The sequence below is a fragment of the Streptomyces sp. NPDC023481 genome (assembly GCF_055560195.1).
The window spans coordinates 162,898-179,949 of the sequence record NZ_JBVHJE010000003.1 but is presented as its reverse complement, the minus strand read 5'-3'; the positions used below and the strand labels follow the sequence as shown (position 1 = coordinate 179,949).

Annotated in this window: 18 protein-coding genes; 1 reads left to right on the top strand and 17 read right to left on the bottom strand. The window is 76.2% G+C overall.

Going from position 1 to position 17,052, the window contains the following annotated elements:
• Positions 1-58 precede the first annotated feature (58 nt).
• Positions 59-1,237: an acyl-CoA dehydrogenase family protein gene (locus tag ACZ3ZD_RS08295; RefSeq protein ID WP_467394869.1), complete on the bottom strand. Its 1,179-nt coding sequence runs from the start codon at positions 1,235-1,237 to the stop codon at positions 59-61.
• 102 nt (positions 1,238-1,339) lie between these two features.
• Positions 1,340-1,714, bottom strand: a complete 375-nt coding sequence (locus ACZ3ZD_RS08290) for a four-helix bundle copper-binding protein (RefSeq protein ID WP_467394867.1) — start codon at positions 1,712-1,714, stop codon at positions 1,340-1,342.
• A 115-nt stretch (positions 1,715-1,829) separates the two neighbouring features.
• Here ACZ3ZD_RS08290 and ACZ3ZD_RS08285 point away from each other — a divergent pair, with 115 nt between their 5' ends.
• Positions 1,830-2,195, top strand: a complete 366-nt coding sequence (locus ACZ3ZD_RS08285; protein ID WP_467394865.1) for a DUF6479 family protein — start codon at positions 1,830-1,832, stop codon at positions 2,193-2,195.
• A 3-nt stretch (positions 2,196-2,198) separates the two neighbouring features.
• Here ACZ3ZD_RS08285 and ACZ3ZD_RS08280 read toward each other — a convergent pair whose 3' ends face one another.
• The 15 genes from ACZ3ZD_RS08280 to ACZ3ZD_RS08210 form a co-directional block, all read right to left on the bottom strand.
• A complete protein-coding gene (locus tag ACZ3ZD_RS08280) occupies positions 2,199-2,654 on the bottom strand; it encodes an RpiB/LacA/LacB family sugar-phosphate isomerase (RefSeq protein ID WP_467394863.1) in 456 nt (151 codons plus the stop codon).
• A gap of 417 nt (positions 2,655-3,071) precedes the next feature.
• Positions 3,072-3,266: a hypothetical protein gene (locus ACZ3ZD_RS08275; protein WP_467394861.1), complete on the bottom strand. Its 195-nt coding sequence runs from the start codon at positions 3,264-3,266 to the stop codon at positions 3,072-3,074.
• Positions 3,267-3,354: 88 nt separating this feature from the next.
• The gene (locus ACZ3ZD_RS08270) at positions 3,355-4,605 is read right to left on the bottom strand and encodes an ANTAR domain-containing protein (protein WP_467394859.1); all 1,251 of its coding nucleotides are present in this window, start codon (positions 4,603-4,605) and stop codon (positions 3,355-3,357) included.
• Between the two features lie 111 nt (positions 4,606-4,716).
• Positions 4,717-5,154, bottom strand: coding sequence for an STAS domain-containing protein (locus ACZ3ZD_RS08265; protein ID WP_467394858.1), 438 nt, complete (start codon positions 5,152-5,154; stop codon positions 4,717-4,719).
• Positions 5,155-5,281: 127 nt separating this feature from the next.
• Positions 5,282-6,214, bottom strand: a complete 933-nt coding sequence (locus ACZ3ZD_RS08260) for a glycosyltransferase family 2 protein (protein ID WP_467394856.1) — start codon at positions 6,212-6,214, stop codon at positions 5,282-5,284.
• Positions 6,211-7,152: a glycosyltransferase family 2 protein gene (locus ACZ3ZD_RS08255; protein WP_467394854.1), complete on the bottom strand. Its 942-nt coding sequence runs from the start codon at positions 7,150-7,152 to the stop codon at positions 6,211-6,213. The genes ACZ3ZD_RS08260 and ACZ3ZD_RS08255 overlap by 4 nt, the downstream gene beginning before the upstream one ends.
• Positions 7,153-7,304: 152 nt before the next feature.
• Entirely contained in the window at positions 7,305-8,324 is a 1,020-nt protein-coding gene (locus tag ACZ3ZD_RS08250) for a glycosyltransferase family 9 protein (protein ID WP_467394852.1), read from the bottom strand.
• A complete protein-coding gene (locus ACZ3ZD_RS08245) occupies positions 8,321-9,742 on the bottom strand; it encodes a PfkB family carbohydrate kinase (protein ID WP_467394850.1) in 1,422 nt (473 codons plus the stop codon). Before ACZ3ZD_RS08245 ends, ACZ3ZD_RS08250 begins: the two co-directional genes overlap by 4 nt.
• Positions 9,739-10,452 carry a D-sedoheptulose-7-phosphate isomerase gene (locus ACZ3ZD_RS08240; RefSeq protein ID WP_467394848.1) on the bottom strand — a complete coding sequence of 238 codons (714 nt, stop codon included), beginning with the start codon at positions 10,450-10,452 and terminating at the stop codon, positions 9,739-9,741. Before ACZ3ZD_RS08240 ends, ACZ3ZD_RS08245 begins: the two co-directional genes overlap by 4 nt.
• A complete protein-coding gene (locus ACZ3ZD_RS08235) occupies positions 10,449-11,681 on the bottom strand; it encodes a glycosyltransferase (protein ID WP_467394846.1) in 1,233 nt (410 codons plus the stop codon). The genes ACZ3ZD_RS08240 and ACZ3ZD_RS08235 overlap by 4 nt, the downstream gene beginning before the upstream one ends.
• Positions 11,678-12,640 (bottom strand): glycosyltransferase, encoded by a 963-nt coding sequence (locus ACZ3ZD_RS08230; RefSeq protein WP_467394844.1) that lies wholly within the window; start codon positions 12,638-12,640, stop codon positions 11,678-11,680. The genes ACZ3ZD_RS08235 and ACZ3ZD_RS08230 overlap by 4 nt, the downstream gene beginning before the upstream one ends.
• A complete protein-coding gene (locus tag ACZ3ZD_RS08225; RefSeq protein ID WP_467394842.1) occupies positions 12,637-13,647 on the bottom strand; it encodes a glycosyltransferase family 9 protein in 1,011 nt (336 codons plus the stop codon). The genes ACZ3ZD_RS08230 and ACZ3ZD_RS08225 overlap by 4 nt, the downstream gene beginning before the upstream one ends.
• Complete coding sequence (locus ACZ3ZD_RS08220) at positions 13,644-14,417, bottom strand: HAD-IIIA family hydrolase (RefSeq protein ID WP_467394840.1); 774 nt, start codon at positions 14,415-14,417, stop codon at positions 13,644-13,646. The genes ACZ3ZD_RS08225 and ACZ3ZD_RS08220 overlap by 4 nt, the downstream gene beginning before the upstream one ends.
• Positions 14,414-15,409: a glycosyltransferase family 2 protein gene (locus ACZ3ZD_RS08215; RefSeq protein WP_467394839.1), complete on the bottom strand. Its 996-nt coding sequence runs from the start codon at positions 15,407-15,409 to the stop codon at positions 14,414-14,416. Before ACZ3ZD_RS08215 ends, ACZ3ZD_RS08220 begins: the two co-directional genes overlap by 4 nt.
• Positions 15,406-17,040, bottom strand: coding sequence for a carbamoyltransferase family protein (locus ACZ3ZD_RS08210; protein ID WP_467394837.1), 1,635 nt, complete (start codon positions 17,038-17,040; stop codon positions 15,406-15,408). Before ACZ3ZD_RS08210 ends, ACZ3ZD_RS08215 begins: the two co-directional genes overlap by 4 nt.
• Between the last annotated feature and the right edge of the window lie 12 nt (positions 17,041-17,052).

Genomic DNA, 17,052 nt, shown 5'->3' with positions numbered 1-17,052 from the left:
TGATCTTGCTGCCAACTATCCCCGGTTTGTGACAACTAGAGCCTGTAGTCGCAGAAGGCTAGCGCCGCACCCTCGGCATCCCCAGGCCGATCCAGGAGATGATCTCGCGCTGGATCTCGTTGTTGCCGCCGCCGAAGGTGAAGATGACCGCCGAGCGGTAGCCGCGCTCCAGTTCGCCGTGCAGGACGGCGCTCGCCGAGCCCTCCTTCAGGGGGCCGGCCGCGGCGACGATCTCCATGAGCCAGGCGTAGGCGTCCCGGCGGGCCTCGGAGCCGTAGACCTTGACCGCGGAGGCGTCCTGCGGGGTGAGCGTGCCGTCCTGGACGGCCGAGACCATCTGCCGGTTGAGGAGTTTCAGCGCGTCGAGCCGGGTGTGTGTGCGGGCCAGCAGCCGGCGCACCCAGGGCAGGTCGGCGACCCGCCGTCCGTCGGCGAGCTTGGTCTCCCGCGCCCAGCGCTGCACGTCGTGCAGGGCACGGATCGCCATGGTGCCGTGGGCGGCGAGGGTGACGCGCTCGTGGTTGAGCTGGTTGGTGATCAGCCGCCAGCCCTCGTTCTCGGCGCCGACGCGGCGGGAGACGGGGACGCGGACGTTCTCGTAGTAGCTGGCGGTGGTGTCGTGGGAGGCGAGGGTGCGGATGAGGGTGCAGGAGTAGCCGGGGTCGGAGGTCGGCACCAGCAGCATGGTGATGCCCTTGTGCGGCGGTGCGGCGGGGTCGGTGCGCACGGCCAGCCACACCCAGTCGGCGGTGTCGCCGTTGGTGGTCCAGATCTTCTGCCCGTTGACGACGTAGGTGTCGCCGTCGCGTACGGCACGGGTCCTGAGCGAGGCGAGGTCGGTGCCGGCGCCGGGCTCGCTGTAGCCGATCGCGAAGTCGATCTCGCCGGAGAGGATGCGGGGCAGGAAGTACGCCTTCTGCTCGTCGGTGCCGTACCGCATGATCGTCGGCCCGACCGTGTTCAGCGCCATCAGCGGCAGGGGTACGCCGGCCTGCGCGGCCTCGTCGAAGAAGATGAACTGCTCCATCGCCGTCATCCCGCGCCCGCCGTACTCCTCGGGCCAGCCGACGCCGAGCCAGCCGTCCGTGCCGAGGCGGCGGATGGTGTCGCGGTAGAACCGCTTCTGCGCGGCGGGGTCGGCGTAGCGCGCGTAGGCGTTGTCCGGAACCAGCTCGGCGAAGTAGGCGCGCAGCTCGGTGCGCAGCCGCTGCTGCTCGGGCGTGTGGTCGAGGTGCACGGCGCCTCCAGGCTCCCCAAGGGCGGTCCTGACGGCGCACACCGTAGAACGTGTTTCAGAAATTGGGAATGCCGGGGCCGGGGCCGATTCGGGTACGGTCCCTCACTTGAGGGTCTCCAGGAAGTCGGCGCAGGCGGCGGCGCAGGCCCGGCAGGCGGCCGCGGCCGATTCGGCGCCAGGGTGCTCGTCGAAGGCGCCGGCGCACTCGACGCACACCGAGCGGCACCAGTCGAGCCTGGCCCGGATGGTCTCCTCGTCCTGCCGGCCCTCCTCGCACAGCACCCGGCAGGTCGCGTCGCACACCTCGGCGCACATGACGCCCAGCCGGCGCACGCGCTCCTGACGCTCGGTGCCGTCCGGGTCGACGAGGCTCGCACGGACGGCGCAGGCCCGGGCGCACTCGGTGCACGCCTGGGCGCAGGTGAAACGGTCCTCCAGGAACCGGTAGAGCTGCTGCTGCGAAGTCGGGGGTGTCACGCCGTGCGGGTAGCCGGGCCGGGCGGCGGCAAACACCGCGAACCGGCCACACACGGAGCCCATCGGAACCCTTAATGTCCCGGTTCATCCGATTCAGGAGGGGTATCCCTGTTCTATGGACACCGCATCGATGCAGCTGGCCGCGGCGAGCGGTCTGATGAGCCTCTTCCTGTTCATCGTGGCCGTGGGCGTGCTCGCGTTGCTCGCCGGCGGCTTCTGGATGACCTCACGCGTCAGGTCCAACGAGTCCCCGCGCCCGCGCCCCGAAGAACAGCCCCACCTGCCGCCGGAGGGTCCGGTGCGCGAGATCCGGCAGAACCGGGAGTCGGCGGAGATCCCCCGGATCGCCAAGGGCGACCGCCCGCTCACCCCGTACGAGCTGAGCAACATGGACAGCAGGCCGAGCGAGTCGCAGGACCGCCCGCGCTGGAGCAAGGGCTCCAGCGGTTCCTTCGGCGGTGGCGGTCTCGGCGCCCACTGACCCCTAGGACGTGGCCCGGGCGGCGTCCAGGCGGCCGACGCGGGCCACGTTCTGCCGGTCCTCCGGATCCTGGCTGGGCTCGGCCCGGAACCAGGCGTCGAGGATCTCCTCGAGCACGGGTGCGGAGGTCAGCCGGAGGCTGAGCGCGAGGACGTTGGCGTCGTTCCAGCGGCGCGCACCGTCGGCCGTGACGGCGTCCGTGCACAGCGCCGCGCGCACGCCCGGCACCTTGTTGGCCGCGATGGACGCGCCGGTGCCGGTCCAGCAGCACACCACCGCCTGCTCGGCCGTGCCCTCGGCCACCTCCCGGGCGGCGGCCTCGGAGCAGACCGCCCACTGCGCGTCGGCACCGGCTCGCAGGGCCCCGTGCTCCCGCACGTCGTGGCCCCGCCGGCGCAACTCCGCGACCAGGAGTCGGGCCACGGGTTCGTCCATGTCGGAGGAGACGGAGATCCGCATACCCGGAGCGTAACGCCTGGCCGGCGCCGGGCGTGCTGTCCTGCCCCGGGCATCCCGCCGGACCTCGGACACCCGGTCCGGGGCCGGGGCGCGCCTTGGCCTGGGACGCCCCGTATGACCTCGGGCGTCCCGCTCGGTCCGGACTTTCTGGCCCGACCAGGCCGGATGGACGCACGCCCGGGCCCGGCAAGGACGCTCAACCCGCACGTCATGCCCAGCGCGCGACCGCGGACGCCCTGCCCTGCCTCACGAACCCTGCCCAACTCCTTGCGTTCCCCCGGCCCCCGCCCGCCGTCGCCCGGCCCCGTACGCCCGGCCCGAGCCGCAAGGTGCCGGACATGGACGACCCAACCCGCCAGGTGCCGGACATGCCGAACGGCCCGCCGCGGGCCGTTCGGGGGTGGGGGTGGGGCGGGGTCATGGGTGGTCGGGGTGCTGGGGCGGGGGGACTTCGCCGCCCTCTCCGCCGCCCTTGGCGCCCTTGTCCGTGCCGTGCGGGTGGCCGGCCGCTTCGCGGGCGGCGCGCTGGCGGGCCTTGAGTTCGCCGACGTCCTGCGGGGTGGCGCCGCCCTTGGTGCCGCGCCGCTGTTCGGGCTGCTGCGGATTGGTCATGCGCCGGACTCCCTCCGGTCGTGCCTCTTTCCGTGCGCTGTCCGGGTTCCCAGGGCCGCGCGGGTGACGCACACCGCCCGCGGACGGCTCAGGCGCCGGGGTGGGTCAGCGCCCGGTGGAGGTGTTCGAGGGCGTCGAGCAGCACCGTGCGGTGATACCAGCTCAGCCACGCCGAGGTGTCCGCGGCCAGCAGGGCGAACGCCTCGGCCTGCGCGGCGGTCGGCCGGTGGCCGGCGTCGGGCCAGTGCAGGGTGATTACGCCGGTGCACGAGCCGGCGGAGGAGAGCACCGGGACGCTCCGCACGGCGCGGGCCCCGGCGGCCAGCAGGGCGTGCCGGCACTCGTCGGAGAGCTGCGGGTCGGCGGTGACGTCGGGCACGCTCACCTGGCGGCCCCGCAGCCGGGCCGCCGCGTCGGCCGTGCCGTCGCCACGGCCGCGCACAAGGGAGTCCAGGAGTGTTTCCGGACAGCCGTGGTGGGTCTCCAGCATCAGGGTGTGCACGGCCGGGTCCACCAACTGCACGTACCCGGCCGGTGCCTGGCCGATGGCCAGCGCCTCGCGCAGCACGGCGTCGATCATCTGCCGCCGGTAGCGGGGGTCCCGGCCGTCGCGGCCCAGGATCCGCAGCTGGGGCACCGGCAGGGGGCGGCGGCCGGGGAACCACACCTCGCCGTCCGGGGGGCGGGCCACCACGACGGCCGAGACCAGGACCCGGAGCGGCACGTTGAACCGCTGCGAGGCCTCGCGCAGGGCCCGGAAGGCGCTGCCGGAGTCCGGCAGGCCGTAGCGGACCATGAGCGTGCCCTGCGCCATGCCGATCACCGGCGCGGTGCGCACCCTCGCCCGCAGCGCGCGTACCTCCTTGTGCAGGTCCTCGTACGAGGGCCGCAGCGGGTCCGCCATCGGGGAGTGCCAGGCGGGCAGCTCCTCCACCCGGGAGGCGGCGCGGGCCAGCTCGCGCAGCGCCTCGTCGAGGGTGGCGTAGAGCCGGACGCCGTCCAGCCGGGCCAGGTGCACCGCCTCGCGGACGCCGGGCCGGGCGCGGACGATGATCAGGTCGGGGCGTCCGGCGCGGGCCCGGGTGGCGTCGCTGAGCGTGCGCAGCACGGCGGCGCCGCCCAGCTGGACGTGCGCCATGTCCAGCACGGGGCGCAGTCCGGCGCGGTCGGCCTGTGCCAGGTGACCGCGCAGCTCCCGCGACCAAACCTCGGCGCCGTGCGCGTCGAGGCTTCCCGACATGCGCAGCAGCAGGGCGCCTTCGGCGGGCAGCCCCTCGACCACGGAGGACTCGATGACGAGGGGAGCCGGTGCGGCCGGGCGGCCGGCAGAAGGTTTCATCGCATCACCCAGACTGGACGTGCCGCAGTTGTCGACCGGCCTCTTCCCGACCTTGGCACCACCTTGCACGCAAGGCCCGCGCCCCTCAACCGCGGCGGACCGCGCGGGCGGCTATCCCCGGCCGTCGGCCGGTCCACCGGCCGTCAGGTCGTCCAGTGCTCCCGCCAGGGAGGCGTGCACCCGGATCCCCGGCAGACCGGCCGCGGCCAGCGCCTGGCGCACATGCGGCCTGGGCTGTACGACGGGCAGCGCGCGGCCGGAGCCGGCGAGGAACCCGGTCGCCCGGCCCAAGGAGCGCACCGCGTCGGCCCCGGCGAGGTACACCTCGGTCAGGTCCAGCAGCGGGCGCTCCCCGGCCTGGTCGGAGTGTGCGACGTGCTCGGCGAGGGCTTCGCAGAACTGCCGGGCGTTGGCGGTGTCGACGGTGCCCCGGGCCTTCAGGACGCTGATGCCGCCGAGCCCGGTGCGGTGCTCGTGGACGGTCTGCAGGAGCAGCGGGGCGGGGCCGCCGGGGCGGACGCGGGCAGGGGACGGCGGACCGGTTTCCATGGGGGCACGCGCTTCCTGGGCGGGGCGGACGGAATCGGCCGGCCGCTTCCTGACCGGGAGCTCACTGTGCCCCCGCCCGGATCCCGGATGCAACGACGTCCCCGGGCGTGTCGTGGCGCGCTCGCGGTCAGCCGACGTACCGCCGTGCGGGTGAGTTCCTGCGGGCCCGCTCCAGGGTGGCGAGCCGGCGCTCCAGCTCCGGCGGTACCGGGTCGCGCTGGCGCAGCACCCAGGGCAGTCCGGCGGTGGCGCGGGCGAACGCGCGTGCGGAGGCCGCGTCCCGGGGCACGGTCCGGAGGAGGTGCCCGGTGCGGCGCAACGCCGGCAGCAGCGGGCGGCGCAGCCAGGTGAACCACAGGGTGTTGCGCAGTCCGAGGACCCGGCGTGCCGTGCTGTCGCGCAGCCGTGAGGCGTGGTGGTGGACGGTGACCTCCTCGGCGTAGGCGAGCCACCAGCCCTGGCGCTGCAGGTCGCAGGCGAGCAGTTCCTCCTCGCCGCCGAGCCACAGGCCGGGGTGGAAGCCGCCCGCGGCGCGGAAGGCCTCGGTGCGCAGCACGGTGGCGGCGGCGAGGAAGGAGCCGAGGGCGGGACCGGGGAGCCAGTCGGGGCCGGACAGCGGGGAATCGCGCAGTTCGCGCACGACCGGGTCCTCGGTGCCCTGCGGTTCCACGAGGATGCGGGCGGTGACGGCCGCGAGCCGGGGCCGGGCGTCCAGCAGGTCGGCGGCCCGGCGCAGGCTGCCGGGCTCCCACCAGGTGTCGTCGTCGCAGAAGGCGACGTAGGGCGTGCGCACCCGCTGGACGGCCAGGTTGCGGCCGATCGCGCCGAGGTTGCGGCCGGGGCGCAGCAGGGTCATCTCGGGGAAGTCGCGGGCCACGGCCTCGGCGGTGCCGTCGGTGGAGGCGTTGTCGGTGACGATGACGTGCGGGCGTTCGGGCAGCCGACGCAGCAGGGCGAGGGTGCGCAGGAGTTCGGCGCGGCGGTTGTGGGTGATGAGGACGACGGTCGTCCGGTCGTCGGGGCCGGTCCTGGCGCGGGCCTCGCGGGCGAGCCCGGTCATCGGGGGACGCCTTCCGCCGGGCGCGCGGACGCCTCCCGGTCGAGCAGGCGGGCGGCGTCCTCGACGTGCGGGGGCAGGGTCCGGCGACGGGCGACGGCGGCCGGGAACCGGGCCACGGTCTCCCTCAGGGCGCGGCGCGCGCCTGGCCGGCCGGCCGCGGCGGCCAGCGCGAGGGCGGCGAAGGCGCGCAGGGCGACCGGCCAGGGGCGGCGCAGGCAGGTGGTGAGCACGTGGTTGCGCCTCACGAGGAAGGAACGGCCGGTGCGGCCGTGGTCCTCGGGGTGGTGGCAGGCACGCAGCGAGGGCTCGTAGGCGACGCCCCAGCCGGCGGCGGCGAGGTCGTAGGCGAGCAGGGTCTCCTCGCCGCCGAAGAAGAGCAGCGGGTGGTAGCCGCCGGCGCTCAGGAAGGCCTCCCGGCGGACCACGCAGGCGCAGCCGAGGAAGCCGAGCACCGGCCGGCCGGGCAGGTCGGGTTCGGGGCGCAGCGGGGAGGTGGCGAGTACGGCGTTGAGGGGGTCCTCGGCGGCCTGCTCGCCGACCAGGGTGCGGGCGGCGAGCAGGCCGAGCCGGGGGTGCCGGTCGAGGAGGTCCGCGGCCCGGGCGAGGCTGCCGGGCTCCCACCAGGAGTCGTCGTCGCTGAACGCGACGTAGGGGGTGCGGGCGTGCCGGACGGCCAGGTTCCGGCCGAGGGCGCCGGTGTTTGCGGCGGGCCGCAGCAGCCGGGTGAGCGCGGGGTGGCCGGCCACGGCCCGGCAGGTGGTGTCGTCGCGGGAGTTGTCGACCACGATGACCGGCGGCCGCTCGGGCAGGGCGGCCAGCGCGTCCAGGGTGCGCAGCAGGCTGGCGCTGCGGTCCCGGGTGATGACGGCGACGGTGACACGGGGATCGCCCGGCGCGGTGGGCCGGCGGGCGCGGCCCGGGGCGTGTTCAGTGGACATGCCCCACCTCCGGTCCCGCGGACAGCGGACTGACGGCCACGGTGACACGGGGATCGCCCGGCGCGGGGGACATCGCCCGGTGCCGTGGGCCGGCGGACACGGCCCGGGGCGTGCTCAGTGGACGTGCCCCGCATGCCCCGCCTCCGGTGCGGTCAGTGGGCATGCGCCACCTCCGGTCCGGTGTGCCGCCGGCCGCGGACATCCCGCAGCAGGATCAGGCAGGCCGCGGCGACCTCGCCGGTGCCGAGGCGGAGCAGGCGGGCGTCGGGGGTGCGGCCGTGCGGGTCGCCGGGCGGGCCCGGTTTCCACAGGGCGAGGTGGCGGGGGCCGGGCGGCGGCCCCCACAGGCGCGGGGAGACCGGCCCGAACAGGGTGACGGAGCGGGTGCCGTGGGCCACCGCGAGGTGGGCGAGGCCGGTGTCGCCGCTCAGCACCAGGGACGCCCCGGCGACCAGCGCGGACAGCCGCCCGAACGGCAGGCCGCCGGCCAGGACGTCGCCGCCGCGCTGGCCGCTGCGTTCGGCGACGGAGCGGACCAGGGCGTCCTCTCCGGGGCCGCCGGTGAGGACCACGCGGTGCCCGGTGGCGCGCAGGCACCGTACGACGGCGGCGTACCGCTCCCCCGGCCAGCGGCGGGAACCCGAGGCCGCGCCGGGGTGCACGACGACCGCGCCGGGGGCCGGCGACGGCGTGGCGGGCGGGGGCAGCCGCAGGTCCAGGGGGTCGGCGGGGATGCCGTAGGCGTGCAGGAAGGCGCACCAGCGGTTGCGTTCGTTGGCGTGCCCCTGCCACGGCGGGCCGTCCGGTCCGGCATGGGCGAGCAGCCGGCGCGGGCGCAGCGCGGCCAGGGCGTCGCGGCTCTCGGGGCCGTTGCCGTGCAGGTCGATCGCCACGTCGGGGGGCGGGCCGGGCCAGTGGGTGAGGTCCGGCACCGCGCGGCCGGGTGCCTCGGCCGGGAACACGGCGTCCACCGCACCGGTGGCCAGGGCGGGTTCGGCGAGGCCCGGCGGCTGGGCGAGGACGATCCGGTGGCCGGGGAAGGCCCGGCGGACACCGCGCAGCGCGGGCACGCCGGCCAGCAGGTCGCCGAGGCCGAGCGCGCGCAGGACCAGGACGTGCGGGGGGTGCCCGGTGGCCGCGTGGCCGTCCCGGTGCCGGTCGGGACGGGTCATCCGGTGCGTCCTCGGGTCGGAGCGGGGGCCAGGGCCGCCCGCCGGGCGAGGCCGGTGGTGGAGCGGCCGTCCAGGTAGGGCAGCAGCAGGACCTGGCCGCCCCAGCTCTCCACCAGGGGCTGTTCGGGCAGCGGGGTGCGGGCGTAGTCGCCGCCCTTGGCCCAGATGTGCGGGCGGAGTTCGCCGAGGATGCGTTCGGGGGTGTCCTCGTCGAACACGGCGACGGCGTCCACGCACTCCAGGGCGCGCAGCACCCGTACCCGGTCGGCGGCCGGGACGAGGGGGCGGCCCTCGCCCTTGCGGCGGCGTACCGAGTCGTCGGAGTTGACGCACACGACGAGGCAGTCGCCGGCCCGGCGGGCGGCCTGGAGCAGGGTGACATGCCCGGCGTGCAGCAGGTCGAAGCAGCCGCCCGCGGCGACGACGGTGCCGCCGGCGGCCCGCACCCGGGCGGCGGTGCGCACGGCGTCGGCGGTGGTGTCGCCGTCGGCCGGCGGTTCCTCGGCGGTCTCCGGCCGGTCCGGGACGGCGACCGCGCGGGCGCCGCCCTCGGCGACGTACCGGGTGGCGGCGTGTACGGCGGCCTGGACGGCGGCCTCGGTGAGGGCGCCGTCGGCGAGCAGGCCGGCGGCTGCGGCGGCGAACCGGTCGCCGGCGCCGCAGGGGTCGCCGGTGGCGGCGGCCGGGGTGGGCACGAGCAGCGGGGTCTCGCCGTGCGAGAGCAGGGCGCCGCGTTCGCCGAGGGTGACCGCGACGGCCTGGGCCTGCCAGGCTCCGACGAGGGTGCGGGCGTCCCGGGCGGCGGTGCGCAGGCCGGCCGCCTCGCCGGAGTCGGCCTGGTCCAGCCGCCGGGCGAAGGCGCGGGCCTCCTGGGCGGAGGGGGTGGCCAGGCGGACCCCGGGGACGGGGGGCCGGCCGCGCACGTGCGGGTCCCAGACCACGGGCGCGGTCGCGTGGGCCAGGGCGTACCGCAGGACGTCGGCGGTGCCGCGGCCGTAGTCGGCGACGAGGACGCCGTCGGCCGCCGCGATCGTGGACACCGCCGCCCGGGTCGCCTCGCGGGCGCGGCCCTCACCGTCGTCGAGGCGGAGCAGTGGCCGGTCGCCGGCCAGTACCCGGGTCTTGCTGCTGAGGGTGCCCTCCAGCGGCACCTCGACCAGACCGACCCGGCCGGCCAGCAGCTCCCGCAGGGTGTCGCTGGCGGTGTCGGATCCCAGGGCGGTGACCAGGGTGACGGGGCGTCCGTCGGCGGCCGCGAGGCAGGCGGCGAGGGCGGCGCCGCCGGGGCGGGAGCTGCGCCGGGCGCCGTGCACGACGGGCACGGGCGCGTCCGGGGCGAGGCGTTCGGCCCGGCCGCACAGGTCGTGGTCGAGCAGGGCGTCGCCCACGACGACGAGGGGCGTTGGCGCGGCGGTCATGTGTGCCCCTTCCTCGGGGAGACGGGCGCGCCGGCCGCGGAACGGCCGACCGTGCGGGCCCGGCCGACGAGCCGGCCGACGACTCCGGGCTTGCCGTCGGCGCCCGGTTTGGTGCACGCGTAGGCCCGTTGGCCGCTCTCGCCGCGCTCGACCGCCTGGTCGAAGGCCTCGCAGAGCATGTGTACGGCGACCAGGTGGAGTTCCTGCACGGTGGCGCTGACGGGGGCGTCGACGCACAGCGTCTCGTCCGCGCCGAGTTGCAGCGGGTTGGGGGCGCGGCCGGTCAGCGCCCACACGGTCATGCCGAGCCGGTGCGCGCGGTCGGCGGCGGCGAGCAGGTTGGCGCTGGCGCCGCTGGTGGACAGCAGCAGGAGCACGTCTTCGGGGCGGCCGTGGGCGGCGGTCTGCCGGGCGAACACCTCCTGCACGCCGTAGTCGTTGGCGATCGCGGTGGTGGAGGAGGTGTCGGCGTGCAGGGCGACCGCGGAGAACGGCGGGCGGTCGTCGCGGTAGCGGCCGACGAGTTCGGCGGTGAGGTGCTGCGCCTGGGCGGCGCTGCCGCCGTTGCCGGCGACGAGCAGCCGGGCGCCGGAGGCCAGTCGCCGGGCGAGTTCGGTGCCCCAGCGCTCGATGAGCGGGGCGTGGTCGCGGAACGCCTCCAGGGCCTTGGCGAGGTCGTCGCAGTGCGCGGTGTCGGTGACGGTGTTCATCGGACGACTCCCGAGAGCGAGCGGATCGAGGACACGGCGCCGTACACCCCGGCCACGCCGTCGGCCACCCGGTCCCAGGTGTAGTGGCCGAGCACCCGGGCGCGGCCGGCGGCGCCGTACCGGGCGAGCCGGTCGGGGTCGGCGAGGAGGGCGCGGACGACCGCGCCGAGGTCGTGGTCGTCGTCGGCCGGGACCAGGACGCCCGTGGTGCCGTCCACGACGGTGTCGAGCTGGCCGCCGACGGCGGTGGCGACGACGGGCGTGGCACAGGCCATGGCCTCCAGCGGGACGATGCCGAAGGGCTCGTAGCGGGGCAGCGACAGCACCAGGTCGGCGCTGGACATCAGGCGGGGCATGCGGGCCCGGCCGACCCCGCCGAGCAGGGTGACCCGGTCCGCGACGCCGTACTCGCCGGCGATGGCGTAGAGGCGTGCGGCCTCGGGTTCGGCGCCGAGCAGGTCGGCCTCGGGGCCGCCGGCGATGAGGAGTTCGGCGTCGGGGACGCCGGCCAGGGCGCGGATGGCCCGGTCGAAGCCCTTGCGGGGCACGAGCCGGCCGACGGCCAGCAGCCGTCTGCGGGCGCCGGGCGGGCGGGTGCGGGCGGAGGGGGTGAACTGGTCGGGGTCGACGCCGCAGGGGACGACACTGATCCGGTCCTCGGGCAGCCCCATGGCCTTCAGTTCGGCCACCTCGTCGCTGCACGTGGCGATGATCCGGGCGCACTCGTGGCCGATGGCCTCCTCGACGGCGAGGCGCTGCGGCGGGCTGGTGTCGGCGTCGCCCTGGTAGCGCTTCTTGACCGTGCCCAGCGCGTGGTAGGTCTGCACGACCGGGATGCCGAGGTCGCGGGCGCCGGCCAGGGCGGCCAGGCCCGACATCCAGAAGTGGGCGTGCACCACGTCGGGCGGGCTCTCGGCCCACTGCCGGGCCAGGAAGGTGCCGAACTCGGCCATGTGGGGCAGGAGTTCGTCCTTGGGGACGGGTGCGGGCGGTCCGGCGGGCACGTGCACCACCTGGACGCCGTCGATGAGGGTCATCCGGTCCGGCAGGCCCGCCGAGTCCCGCCGGGTGTACACGGTGACCCGGTATCCCTGCCTGGCGAGTTGCCGGGCGGTCTGCGCCACGTACACGTTCTGGCCGCCCGCGTCCGGTCCGCCGAGCGCGGCCAGCGGGCTGGCGTGCTCGGAGACCATGGCGACGCGCCCGGCCGTGTGCGGAATGCGGCTCATCGGGTGACCTCCTTGATCAGGCGCTCCCAGTCGTCGCGGAAGCGCCGTTCTGCGTAGCGGGCCTGGGCCGCGGCCCGGGCCGCCGCGCCGGTGCGGCGGGCCTGTTCGGGTTCGGCGAGGAAGGTCCGTACGGCGTCCTCCAGGACGTCGAGGCGGTTCGAGACCACCCCGGCGCCGTCGGGTATCGCCTCGCGGACCTCCGTGGTGTCCAGGGCGACCACGGGCATGCCCAGGAACATGGCCTCCAGCAGGGACAGTCCGAGCGAGGTCCAGCGCACGGGGTGCAGATAGACCCGGCAGCGGGCCATCTCCCGGTGCAGTGCGTGCTGCGGCAGGTCGCGGGTGCGGCAGCGTTCGGGGGGCAGGCCGAGGTGTTCGGCGAGTCCGTCGGTGCGCATCCCGAAGACGTCCAGGGGTGCGGACCGGGCGAACCGGGGCAGCAGGTCGGTGCCGGTGGTACGGCCCCTGCGCACGGGCTCGTTGACCACGACGGCGGCGCGCCGTTCGGTGCCGGTGTAGAGCGGGCCGGGGTCGATGATGCCGTGTTCGACGACCTCGGTGGGGGCCTGGCCGTTGTCCCACATCAGCCGGTTGAAGTGGGTGACGTGGACGACGGGGATCCTCGACTGCTTGGCCAGCGGGTGGAGTTGCCGCTCGGGTGACTTGTCGGGGCTGTTGTGCTCGACGTACACCGCGGGCACGTCCACGCCGGGCCGTCGGCCGGTCCACCGCAGGGCCAGGTCGAGTTCGTGCGGGCGTTGCAGCACCATCAGGTCGATGTCGCAGTCCCACAGCTGTTTCGGGGTGCGTTCCCGCACGGACTCGGGCCAGTCCCAGGTCACGGCGCGGCCGAGGCCGTCGGGTCCGCGGTCGTCGGTGACCGGGATCAGGTAGGTGTGGGGGCCCTGCACGAAGGCGGTGAGCCAGGATCCGTGCACGTGCCAGACGAGGATGTTCATGAGGGCCGCTCCTGGATGAGCTTGTGCACCGCGCGCACCACGTCCTGTCCGGTGACCTCGTCCAGGCAGGGGTGCCCGGGCACCGGGCAGGTGAGGGCCCGGGTGTCCGCGCACGGCGCCGACTGGTCGCCGAGCAGGATGACGGGGACGCCGTACGGCGCCCAGCGCTCGGCCGGTACGACGGGGGCGAACAGCGAGACGACCGGGGTGCCGACGGCGGCGGCGAGGTGGGCGGGGCCGGTGTTGGCACTGACCACGACGTCGGCCATGCGCAGCACCCCGGCGAGGGCACGGGGGGTCGTCCGGCCGCCGAGGTCCACGGCCAGGCCGCCGCTGACCCGGCGGGTGAGGGCGGTCTCGGCGGGGCCGCCGGTGACGACCACGCGGTGCCCGGCGTCGGTGAGCAGCGCGACCGCCTCGGCGCAGCGGTGCGGGCTCCAGGCGCGGGCGGGGGCGCTGGCGCCGGGGTGCAGGACGACGTAGGGGCCGTTGCCGGTGAGGCGGCCGGTGTCCGGCGGGGGCAGCACGCGCAGCCGGCCGTCATCCCCCGGCGGTGCCGGGAAACCCAGGGCGGCGGCGGTGTCCAGGGCCGCCTGGGCCTCGTGCCGGCCCGCCTGCCGCCGGTGGCGCACGTCGAGCAGCCGGCCGGGGTGGTCGACGCTGTCGGCGCCGATCCGGCGGACCCCGGCGAGCCGGAGCAGCAGGGCGGTGGGCAGCGGGCTCTGGTGGTACGACGTGAGGACGAGCGCGGTGTCGTACGCCCCGGCGCGCAGCCGCCCGACGAGCCCGTCGATGTCGGCCGGGCTGACCGGGGGCGGGTCGAACCCCTCCCAGGGGGCCTCCCACACCAGCACCTCGTCCACCCCGGGCAGCATCCGGGCCGCGTCCGCGCCCCGGGGGCCGCAGAGCAGGGTGACGTGCGAGGACCCGGCGGCGACGGCCCGCACGGCGGGCCCGGCGAGCAGCACGTCACCGAAGCTGTCCAGACGGACGACGAGCGCTCTCACGCCGACCACCTCCCCACGCATCCGACGGCATCCGGCGTCACCGCGTCCGGGGCGAAGCCGGCGGCCCCCGGCGGCCGGGCCGCGGATGCCGTGGGCAGCCCGCAGGCGCATCCGCCCACCGGGGTCCCCGCCGTGATCTCGGTGGCGAAACGACGCACCTCGGCCGGGGCCGCGGAGACCCCGGCCCCCCGGGACCCGGCCGTCGACGCCCTCGGCGGGCCGCAGGCGCCTCCACCCGCCGAGGCACCGGCCTCGAACAGGGCCGCCCGGACCGCCGTGAGCACGTCAGGGGCGCTCTCGGTGGCGAAACGTCGTACCTCGGCCGGGGCGGTGGCCGCGTTGGGGACCAGGACGCCTCGGGCGCCGGCGGCGCGGGCGGCCAGGACGTCCGCGGCGATGTCGCCGATCACCAGGCACTCGCGAGGTGGTACGCCCAGCCGCTCGGCGGCCAGGTGGACGAGTCCGGGGCGGGGTTTGCGGCAGGGGCAGCCGGCGTCGGGGGCGTGCGGGCAGAACACCCAGGTGTCCAGGCCGCCCAGCAGCTCGTCGGCGCGTTCGTTGACGCGGAGCACCTGCTCGGTGGTGAGCAGCCCGCGGCCGATGCCGGACTGGTTGCTGACCACGCCGGTGGCCAGGCCGTGGGCCCGGGCCAGCGCGACGGCCGCGGCGGCGCCCGGCAGCAGCCGGACCCGGCCGGGGTCGCCGTTGTACGGCACGTCCACCACGAGGGTGCCGTCGCGGTCGAACAGAACGGCGGACAACCTGCTCACCGGGCACCTCCCAGGGGCTCGGCGTGCCGGTGGCGGACCACTCCGCGCATCCAGTGCCGCACGGCGAGCGGCGGGATGAGCACACTCGTGCCGAGCATCCCGGCGATCTCGCGGGCGGTGCGCGGTCCGGGCAGGATCCGGGCGAGCGCGAACTCGGCGGTGCCGAGCGTCCACAGGGCCGCGCAGGCGCCCGCGGCCCGGCGCCGCCCGGCCAGGGCGCAGCCGGCGGCGGCGAGGGCCGCCCCGGTGACCACCACATGGCGGGGCAGCCGGCCGCGGGGCGCCTGCGCGCGGGCCCACCAGTCCCGGCCGTGCAGCCGGTTCATCAGGGCGTCGTCGGCGTTGCCGCGCTGCGCGGGCAGCGAGGCCCACCAGTGGGCGGGGCGGACCGGGTGCCGGGTGACGCGTGCGCCCCGGACCAGGTCCCAGCCCGCCCGCTGCACCCGCAGGGCGAGGTCGGCGTCCTCGCGGAAGGCCCGTGGGAAGCGTTCGTCGAAGCCGCCGGTCCGCTTGAGCGCCTCGGTGCGGTACGCCATGTCGGCGGTGGCCCAGGCGGCGTTCTCCAGGCCCTTGGTGGTGCGCTCCCAGTCGGTGGGCCGACGGTCCGGGGGCAGGGGGACGAGCAACCGCCCCTGGACGCCGCCGACATCGGGGCCGGCCGCGCGCAGGTCGTCGGCGAGCCGCCGGGACCAGTCCGGCAGCACCTGGACGTCGTCGTCGAGGAACACCGTCCAGGGCGTACGGACGGTCTGCCAGCCGGCGTTGCGGGCGGCGGCCGGCCCCTTCCCGCCGGTGCGCAGGGTGCGCACCCGGTCGAGCAGCTGCCCGGCCGTGTCCAGGGGCAGGTCGCCGTCGGGTTGGGGCCGGTCGTCCACGACGACCACCTCGTGCGGCGGATGGCCGTCGGCCGCGCCGAGCGCGCGCAGGCACTCGGCGAGGCAGGGCCGGCCGATCGTCGGGACGACCACGGTGTAGGCGGGCGCGCCGGTCATGCGAAGGCCTTCCCGCGGCGGATCGCGAACGGGCCGAGCACCAGCAGGTCCACGGGTGCCGAGCCGAAGCACTCCAGGGCGTCCCGGGGGTCGTCGACCATGGGCCGCCCGGCGGTGTTGAGGCTGGTGTTGACCACCACCGGCAGCCCGGTGCGCCGTTCGAAGCCCTCGATCATCCGGGCCACCAGCGGCTCCTTTGCGCGGTCCACGGTCTGGACGCGGGCCGTGCCGTCGACGTGCACCACGGCCGGGATCCGGGCCTTCCAGTGGGCGGCGACCCCGTGCACGAACAGCATGTGCGGGCTGGGCAGCGGCCCGTCGAAGATCTCGGCCGCGCGTTCGGCGAGCACCATGGGCGCGACCGGCCGGAACTCCTCGCGTCCCTTGACCGCGTTGAGCCGCTCCAGGTTCTCCGCCTTGCCGGGGTGGGCGAGCAGCGACCGGTGTCCGAGCGCACGCGGCCCGTACTCGCTGCGTCCCTGGAACCAGGCCACGATCCCGTCGGCGGCCAGCGCCTCGGCGGCCGTCTCGGCGATGTCGGCGGGCTCCTCGTACGGTACGGCCGCCCGTTCCAGCCACGCGCGCAGTTCGGCATCGCTCCAGCCGCGGCCCAGGGCGGTGGTCGGCATCGGCTCCAGGGTGTCCTTCTGCCCGGCGACGTGCGCCGCCGCGCCGAGGGCCGTACCGGCGTCGCCGGCGGCGGGCTGCACCCACACGTGCCGGAAGCCGCTCTCCCGCCACAGCCGGGTGTTGGCCACGCAGTTGAGGGCGACCCCGCCGGCCATGGTCAGCGCGTCCTCGCCGGTGCGTTCGCGCAGCCAGCGGGCGAGGCCGAGCATGGTCTCCTCCAGGCAGAGCTGGGCGCTGGCCGCGAGGTCGGCGTGGTCCTGGTTCCAGGCGCCCCCGGCCGGGCGGGGCGGGACGAGTTCGGCCCAGGGCACCGGGCGCGCCCGGAAGCCGCCGTCGTCGCCGGCGTGGACGTACTCGCGCAGCCGGCCGGCGAAGCGCGGGGTGCCGTAGGAGGCGAGCGCCATGACCTTGAACTCGTCGCTGCTGCGCAGGAATCCGAGGTGCTGGGTGAGGTCCTCGTAGAACAGGCCGAGGGAGTCCGGCAGCCGCTGGGTGCCGAGGACGGTCAGTTCGCGGTTGGTGTAGCGGCCGGCCAGGTGCGAGCCGCACTCGCCGCGGCCGTCCAGGACGAGGACGGCGCAGTCCGGGTACGGCGAGACGGGCCCGGCGGAGGCCGCGTGCGCCACGTGGTGCGGGACGAACCGCACTTTCGCCGGGTCGAGTCCGGGCAGCGCCTCGGCGAGGAAGTTCGGCGCCTCGCGGGCGTACTGCCGGCGCAGGTGGTCCCAGGGGTCGTGCAGGCCCATCTCGTCGGCCGGGCGGGCGAGCGCGGGGTCGTAGGAGTAGGCGACGGCGTCCAGGTCGGACGGGGTGAGGCCGGCCTGCTCCAGGCACCAGCGGGCCGCCTGCTCGGGCAGCTCCCAGGCGGAGAACGGCACGGGCCGCTTGCCGTGCTTGCGGCGGGAGAACCGCTCCTCCTCCGCCGCCGCCACGATCCGGCCGTCGGTGAGGAGGGCGGCGGCGGGGTCGTGGAAGAGTGCGTTGATTCCGAGGACGTGCATGCGCTGTCTCCA

Excerpts from the sequence above, each read along its gene's own strand:
- ACZ3ZD_RS08245 (WP_467394850.1), bottom strand. The coding sequence starts at position 9,742 with ATGACCGCCGCGCCAACGCCCCTCGTCGTCGTGGGCGACGCCCTGCTC.
- ACZ3ZD_RS08270 (WP_467394859.1), bottom strand. The coding sequence starts at position 4,605 with ATGAAACCTTCTGCCGGCCGCCCGGCCGCACCGGCTCCCCTCGTCATC.
- ACZ3ZD_RS08285 (WP_467394865.1), top strand. The coding sequence starts at position 1,830 with ATGGACACCGCATCGATGCAGCTGGCCGCGGCGAGCGGTCTGATGAGC.
- ACZ3ZD_RS08240 (WP_467394848.1), bottom strand. The coding sequence starts at position 10,452 with ATGAACACCGTCACCGACACCGCGCACTGCGACGACCTCGCCAAGGCC.
- ACZ3ZD_RS08275 (WP_467394861.1), bottom strand. The coding sequence starts at position 3,266 with ATGACCAATCCGCAGCAGCCCGAACAGCGGCGCGGCACCAAGGGCGGC.
- ACZ3ZD_RS08280 (WP_467394863.1), bottom strand. The coding sequence starts at position 2,654 with ATGCGGATCTCCGTCTCCTCCGACATGGACGAACCCGTGGCCCGACTC.
- ACZ3ZD_RS08215 (WP_467394839.1), bottom strand. The coding sequence starts at position 15,409 with ATGACCGGCGCGCCCGCCTACACCGTGGTCGTCCCGACGATCGGCCGG.
- ACZ3ZD_RS08235 (WP_467394846.1), bottom strand. The coding sequence starts at position 11,681 with ATGAGCCGCATTCCGCACACGGCCGGGCGCGTCGCCATGGTCTCCGAG.
- ACZ3ZD_RS08255 (WP_467394854.1), bottom strand. The coding sequence starts at position 7,152 with ATGTCCACTGAACACGCCCCGGGCCGCGCCCGCCGGCCCACCGCGCCG.
- ACZ3ZD_RS08210 (WP_467394837.1), bottom strand. The coding sequence starts at position 17,040 with ATGCACGTCCTCGGAATCAACGCACTCTTCCACGACCCCGCCGCCGCC.
- ACZ3ZD_RS08250 (WP_467394852.1), bottom strand. The coding sequence starts at position 8,324 with ATGACCCGTCCCGACCGGCACCGGGACGGCCACGCGGCCACCGGGCAC.
- ACZ3ZD_RS08230 (WP_467394844.1), bottom strand. The coding sequence starts at position 12,640 with ATGAACATCCTCGTCTGGCACGTGCACGGATCCTGGCTCACCGCCTTC.
- ACZ3ZD_RS08265 (WP_467394858.1), bottom strand. The coding sequence starts at position 5,154 with ATGGAAACCGGTCCGCCGTCCCCTGCCCGCGTCCGCCCCGGCGGCCCC.
- ACZ3ZD_RS08260 (WP_467394856.1), bottom strand. The coding sequence starts at position 6,214 with ATGACCGGGCTCGCCCGCGAGGCCCGCGCCAGGACCGGCCCCGACGAC.